We start from the raw sequence: 6,413 nt of genomic DNA, 5'->3' as shown, positions 1-6,413 counted from the left end.
TTTCATGTAGGACTTTATCAATCATTTCTTGTTTTAAATCAGGAGAATAGTAACGATTTTTTCCTTTTTTGACGAACTCTATTCCATAACGATCAATCAATTTAATCATGTACCTAATATTAGAATTGTTTATCCCAAATTTATTTGAAAGCTTCTCCAAGCTATATCCTTGTTTTCTAAGTTCATAGATCTGAACTTTATCATCATAAGTTAATTTCATAATAAAAGCACCCCAAAAGTTAGATTTTTTCTGTCTAACTTTTGGGATGCAGTTCAGGCTCATCCAGACGCTTTTTTACGGGAAATTGCGGTACATTTTGATTGTGCTGTTCCTTCAGTATGGACAGCTTTAAAGCAAATTCATGTCACTTTAAAAAAAGACGACTAGCTTTAGGGAACGAGATTCTGAGAAAGTCACTGAGTTTCTTGATATTTTGAGTAATCTAAAGATTTACCAGTCGTATATATTGACGAAACGGGAATCGACCGCTACCTCTATCGTCCTTATGCACAGGCTCCTGGAGTGGAGAAAGTCTATGAAAAGATTAGCGGACGGCGTTTTGAGCGGACTTCGATTGTTGCAGGACAAGTAGATGGAGAGTTTATAGCTCCTATGATTTACAAGGAAAGTATGACGAGCGATTTCTTTGTGGAATGGTTCAAAACGCGGCTCTTTCCTGCTTTGAAGACACCTCATGTCATTGTTATGGACAATGCTAGTTTTCATCCCAAGAACAGTTTGGATGCACTCTGCATCCAAGATAGACACTTTTTCTTACCTCTACCAGCTTATTCACCAGATTTGAATCCCATTGAGCATGCTTGGGCTATCTTGAAAAAGAAAGTGACGAATTTATTAAGGGAAGTTCCAAATCTTTTCAAATATTTAGAGCGCTTTTTTTAACTAAATGACTATAATACGAGGGATTTGATGATTTTCTTGACGATAGAAGACTCAGCGACCATCATTTTAGAGCATATATTTATAGTTGATTGAACCTAGAATAGTATACTAATAATTCTAAAACCTGTATAGAAATTAATTTGAATTCACTAATCTTTTTGTTCGTACCCTATTTCAATTCACTATATAACTCAATTCCATAATAAAACACCTCAAAAGTTAGATTTTCTAGCTCTAACTTTTGAGGTGCAGCTCATTTATGTATGATAGTCGTTTGGTTATTATTTTATCTATCCTTATTAAAAGAAAGAATATTTATTATGAATTTGGGTCATCGAGACTACGGCCATGTAAACCTTTTTCACGTTGGACTTGACGTAGTTTCTCTGGTGTAACATCGTTTCCTTCTTCGTCCACAATTTTGATCCCTTCGATGTGGTGACGAACAGTGCGACGATAACCTTCGATGTACTCCTCACGTAGTTTTGCTTGTTCTACTTTTTCTTCTGGGGTCAAGCCTTCTGTTTTTTTCTTTTTGGCCAGCTCGTTAATACGATCAATTTTTTTAGGATCCATGTTTCTCTCCTTTATGATAAGATTTAATCCGTTTAACAGATTTTATTTGGTATTGATTTGGTTAAAACGTGCAAGTTTAGCTGCTTTCTTGGTTAATTGCGACAAGATTGCCAAACGATTTTGACGGACAGCCTGATCTTCGGCCATAACCATAGTATTTTCAAAGAAGGCATCAATAACTGGGCTAAGCGCAAAGAGTTGTTTCAATTGTTGACTTGCAGATCCTGATAAAGTAAGTGTTTCTACTGCTTCTGCCAAGGCTTTTTCTTGCTCATTTTCAAATAGTGCTGAATCAACTGTAGCAACTCCTTCTGCCTTCTCAGCCAAGTTAAAGGCACGAGAAAGTGATTCAACAGATGGTTTGAAGTCATCTTCCTTGCTTGCTTCCACGAGAGCGCTTGCTGCTTCCAACATATCCGCCACAACAAAGTTTGATCCTGCAAGAACGGCTTCCTTGATATCTTTTGGTGTAGAACCCATCATCTTATCAACACGAGCCTTGATAAAGTCCATAACTTCAGCTTTATTTTCATAAGTCAAGCTGTCAAAATTCAATGCATAAAGGCTATCAATCAACTCATCCATAGCGATGTGCCAACCAAAGGCATCTAAGATACGAACCACACCTTGGGTCGCACGACGAAGGGCATAAGGGTCATTAGAACCTGATGGAATCAAGCCTACTGAGAAGAAACTCAAAATCGTATCCAATTTGTCTGCAATAGCAAGCACTGCACCTACCTTGCTCTCTGGAAGCTCTCCTTCAGCTGATGTAGGCATGTAGTGTTCACGAATAGCAGCTGCCACCGCTGGAGTTTCCCCAGCAAGAAGGGCATATTTCTCACCCATAATTCCTTGGAGCTCGTCAAATTCGCCAACCATACCTGTCAACAAGTCAAACTTGTAAATGGCTGCTGCACGAGCAAGGTCAACTGTTTCATCCGCTGACAAGCCTGCTTTTTCTGCCAAGAGAATAGCAATCTGACCCGTACGAATCATGTGTTCACGAAGGGAACCAATTTTCTCATGGAAAGTCACATTGTTTAATTTTTCAACAAGGTCAGAAATCACCAATTTTTGGTCTTCACGCCAGAAGAATTCACCGTCTTCCAAGCGGGCTACCAAGACTTTTTCATTTCCTTTGATAACATTTTCCAAATACTCTGCGTTTCCGTTACGAACAGAAATGAAGTTTGGCAATAGTTTTCCATCTTGATCACGGACAACAAAGTAGCGTTGGTGTTCCTTCATCGAAGTCACCAAAACTTCTTCTGGAACTTCAAGGTATTTGGCATCAAAGCTTCCCATAAAGGCAGTTGGGTATTCAACCAAGTTCAAGACTTCATTCAGCAAGTCAGCATCAATTTCGATACGTACACTGTGTTCAGCTTCGATTGCTTTGATTTGGTCAACAATCATTTGCTCACGTTCACGTGGATCTGCGATTACAAACTGCTTACGAAGATCTTCTTCATAGCTCAAAGCTGACTGAATCTTTGTTTCTTGTCCCAAGAAACGATGGCCACGGCTCACACGATCACCCTTGATATCAAGGAAATCCAAATCAAACTCTTGCTCATCTAAAAGAACGGTTAAAGTGTGAACAGGACGAATGTACTCAAAGCTATTGCCAGCCCAGTGCATGCTAACAGGGAAAGTCAATGACTTCAAGACATCTACAACACCAGGAACAATGGCTTCAACTGCTTGACCAATTTCTTCCTTGGTAACATAGACATATTCTTCACCCTTGATTTCACGGAATTCGATATCTTCAACAGTCAATCCTTTTCCACGAACAAATCCTTGAGCTGCTTTTGTGAAGTTTCCATCACTATCCAAGGCAATTTTCTTTGCTGGCCCCTTAAAATCTTCTGTCAAATCAGACTGTTTGTCTGCAAGACCAGTAACTCGAACAGCCAAACGACGTGGTGTTGAGAAGGTTTGAATAGCTTCAAAAGACAGGCGGTTTTCCTTGAGGAAGGCTGCCATTTTTTCACCTAGTTGTTTTTCACTTGGTGTGACAACATAGGCTGGTAATTCTTCAAGACCGAGTTCTACTAATAAGTTTTTTGTCATGTTTTTTCTCCGAAAAGTATCTTTTTATTTTCCAGTTTGCCTTATGTGATTGGCACGCAAGCAACCAACTTCGTTGTTTCATTGCTAAAATTGGAGCCAAAAGTCTCCAATTTTGCCTAGTATCCTTAGCTTCACTAAGGATACCTTCATCACTGCGGCAACTGGCTCAGGGCTCACTCTGTTCGCCCATTTTCGTAATTTGTCACTCTCTTTATTCTGCGTCTTCTGCTAAGAGTTTAGCTCGTGTTTCTTCATCCAAAAGTGGGTAACCTAGGCGTTTGCGCTCTGCGACAAAGGTTTTGGCTACGACACGGGCCAAGTTACGGATACGGGCGATATATCCTGCACGCTCTGTTACAGATACCGCACCACGCGCATCAAGCAGGTTAAAGGTGTGTGAACATTTTAGAACATAGTCATAGGCAGGGTGAACCAAACCTTCTTCTAAGGCACGACCAGCTTCTTTTTCAAACTTATCAAAGTTTTCAAGCAACATTTCTTGATCCGAAATTTCAAATGAATATTTTGAATGCTCGTACTCAGGCTGGATGAAAATTTCTCCGTATTTTACACCATCAGCCCATTCGATATCATAGACAGAATCCACTTCCTGAATATAAGAAGCCAAGCGCTCCAAACCATAGGTAACTTCCGCAGTCACAGGGCCAGTTGCCAATCCACCGACTTGTTGGAAATAAGTGAACTGAGTAATTTCCATCCCATCAAGCCAAACTTCCCAACCAAGACCAGCTGAACCAGTTGAAGGATTTTCCCAGTTGTCTTCAACGAAACGAATATCGTGTTCCAAAGGATTGATACCCAATTTTTCCAAAGACTCAAGGTAAAGTTCTTGGATGTTTGATGGAGATGGCTTCATGACCACTTGGAATTGGTGGTGTTGGTAGAGACGGTTAGGATTTTCTCCGTAACGACCGTCAGCAGGACGACGTGATGGCTCTACATACGCTGCATTCCATGGCTCAGGTCCGATAGCACGAAGGAAAGTGTAAGGACTCATGGTTCCCGCACCTTTTTCATTATCATAAGCCTGCATAAGCATACAACCTTGGTCATTCCAAAATTGTTGCAAAGTCAAAATAATTTCTTGAAATGTTAATTTCTTAGACATTGTTTACTCCTTTTTATATAAATTACTTGCGACACGAGTCTGCCTCGTCGATCATACGAGGCAAGACGAGTTAGTACTGCGTCTAGCTCAGGCACTCTAGTGCTGAGCATGGGGCAGTCCGACTATAAGGAGGTTTCTGCCACTGACGCAGTGGAAAGTCAATTTTTTAGACATTATTTTCTCCTTTAGTTTATATTATCTTCTTAGATTTATTTATCAAGCAACCAAGAAAAGGCTGGGTCCTGAAAAATATGACGTTTAGGAACAGTTTGTAAATTCTGATCGCATTTATCTATTGTACCTAATTTCAAAGCACAGACTTCTGGTATATTTTCTTGAACAGTGAAAATTTGACTATGACAGTTCTGGCAGTAATAACGCTGTTTTCCTGGAGAAGAACTATATGAAACAAGCTTTTCTTTTCCATGCAATACTAGCTTTTCACTGCTAACTTTAGCATTAACTGTATAGGCAGACGCAGTTGCTTTCCGACAGAATGAGCAATGACAAAAAACTAATTCCGATAATTCCTCATCTAGAGTGTAGGTCACTGCTTTACATAAACAAGATCCTTTAAGCATTATGCTCCTTTCTACTTAGGCATTAGACGAATTCAAAAAGAACCGAATTTCAACACCCAAGCCTTGCGACTAGGGGCGTCAGAAACGCGGTTCCACCCTAATTTATTACTTCATTGTTTTTGAAAATACTACAGAAAGCGCCAGTTCTTTATTTTGCCCTACTTGGCTCCCACTATCCCAAGCTCGCTTGAAGAACGCCATAAGACTTTCTTTCCTGCTGACTATTATATCAAAAATTAGAACAATGTACAATTCTTTTTATGATTTTCTAGAAATCCATATCATCTACTCGTGGAGCACCAGACTGAACAGCAATCGCTTTTAAGGTTTCACGCTCCTCGTGACTCAGCTCAATTCCGAAACAATCAAGATTAGCCTGAATACGAGATGCTGTGACAGATTTCGGAAGCGGTAAAAATCCTTCTGCCAAGCTCCAGGACAAGGCTATCTGGGCAATAGACTTTCCGTGATTTGTTGCGATTTCTTGCACTTCCTTGCTATCAAAAAGTTCTCCCTGACCAAAAGGTCCCCAAGCTTCCAATAAAATTCCTTTTTCTCGACAATAATCTACGACTTCCTCTTGATAGACACCTGGAGCCAAACGAACTTGATTGACCGCAGGAAATATAGTTGCTGTTTCAAGCAAGGCATCCAAATGATGGGGAAGGAAATTACTAACTCCAATAGCACGGATTTTGCCTTCTTGATAGAGGTCTTCCATAGCTCTCCAAACTTCTGAATTTCGATTTTTCCATTGGTCATTCTCTCTGAGAGGTTTTGGGTTCGGCCAATGAATCAAATACAAATCCAAATATTCCAAGCCCAGCTTCTCTAAAGACTCTTCAAAAGCCTGACGAGCTTGCTCATAGTTGTGATTTGTATTCCAGAGTTTGCTAGTTACAAAAATTTCCTCACGCGGAACGCCACTATCTTGAATGGCACAACCAACGCTTTCTTCATTTTTATAAATAGCTGCCGTATCGATATGGCGATAGCCTGCCTTTAAAGCCTCTAGTACAGCTTGATAGGCAATATCTCCATTTTCAGCTTTCCAGGTTCCAAATCCTATAACTGGAATTGGAACGCCATTATTTAAAGTGTAAGATTTCATTATTTTTCCTTTCTATGAGAAGAAAATCCAAAG

5 protein-coding genes and 2 pseudogenes are annotated in these 6,413 nt (G+C 40.0%); 1 reads left to right on the top strand and 6 read right to left on the bottom strand.

Features of this window, described 5'->3' with window-relative positions; all coding sequences use genetic code 11:
- Positions 1–220 (bottom strand): annotated as a pseudogene (locus K4Z77_RS05725) (IS3-like element ISSpn11 family transposase); the annotation flags it as partial.
- 51 nt (positions 221–271) lie between these two features.
- Here K4Z77_RS05725 and K4Z77_RS05720 point away from each other — a divergent pair.
- Positions 272–904, top strand: a pseudogene (locus K4Z77_RS05720) (transposase); the annotation flags it as partial.
- A 318-nt stretch (positions 905–1,222) separates the two neighbouring features.
- Here K4Z77_RS05720 and K4Z77_RS05715 read toward each other — a convergent pair.
- The 5 genes from K4Z77_RS05715 to K4Z77_RS05695 form a co-directional block, all read right to left on the bottom strand.
- Positions 1,223–1,480 carry a DUF896 family protein gene (locus K4Z77_RS05715; protein WP_000371299.1) on the bottom strand — a complete coding sequence of 86 codons (258 nt, stop codon included), beginning with the start codon at positions 1,478–1,480 and terminating at the stop codon, positions 1,223–1,225.
- Positions 1,481–1,522: 42 nt separating this feature from the next.
- Positions 1,523–3,559, bottom strand: a complete 2,037-nt coding sequence (glyS, locus tag K4Z77_RS05710) for a glycine--tRNA ligase subunit beta (RefSeq protein ID WP_224218739.1) — start codon at positions 3,557–3,559, stop codon at positions 1,523–1,525.
- A 211-nt stretch (positions 3,560–3,770) separates the two neighbouring features.
- On the bottom strand, positions 3,771–4,688 hold the full coding sequence (glyQ, locus tag K4Z77_RS05705; RefSeq protein ID WP_000038736.1) for a glycine--tRNA ligase subunit alpha: 918 nt from the start codon (positions 4,686–4,688) through the stop codon (positions 3,771–3,773).
- A 209-nt stretch (positions 4,689–4,897) separates the two neighbouring features.
- Positions 4,898–5,269 carry a GFA family protein gene (locus tag K4Z77_RS05700; RefSeq protein ID WP_049539691.1) on the bottom strand — a complete coding sequence of 124 codons (372 nt, stop codon included), beginning with the start codon at positions 5,267–5,269 and terminating at the stop codon, positions 4,898–4,900.
- A gap of 268 nt (positions 5,270–5,537) precedes the next feature.
- Entirely contained in the window at positions 5,538–6,380 is an 843-nt protein-coding gene (locus K4Z77_RS05695) for an aldo/keto reductase (RefSeq protein WP_224218738.1), read from the bottom strand.
- Between the last annotated feature and the right edge of the window lie 33 nt (positions 6,381–6,413).

It is taken from the genome of Streptococcus mitis subsp. hohhotensis (assembly GCF_020089495.2).
GTDB classification, from domain to species: Bacteria; Bacillota; Bacilli; order Lactobacillales; family Streptococcaceae; genus Streptococcus; species Streptococcus hohhotensis.
The sequence above is the reverse complement of the archived record's forward strand: the minus strand, read 5'-3'. Positions and strand labels throughout refer to the sequence as shown.

What these genes read in the sequence shown, in the direction of transcription:
- K4Z77_RS05715 (WP_000371299.1), bottom strand. Translation starts at nt 1,480, where the DNA reads ATGGATCCTAAAAAAATTGATCGTATTAACGAGCTGGCCAAAAAGAAA.
- K4Z77_RS05695 (WP_224218738.1), bottom strand. Translation starts at nt 6,380, where the DNA reads ATGAAATCTTACACTTTAAATAATGGCGTTCCAATTCCAGTTATAGGA.
- K4Z77_RS05700 (WP_049539691.1), bottom strand. Translation starts at nt 5,269, where the DNA reads ATGCTTAAAGGATCTTGTTTATGTAAAGCAGTGACCTACACTCTAGAT.
- glyS (WP_224218739.1), bottom strand. Translation starts at nt 3,559, where the DNA reads ATGACAAAAAACTTATTAGTAGAACTCGGTCTTGAAGAATTACCAGCC.
- glyQ (WP_000038736.1), bottom strand. Translation starts at nt 4,688, where the DNA reads ATGTCTAAGAAATTAACATTTCAAGAAATTATTTTGACTTTGCAACAA.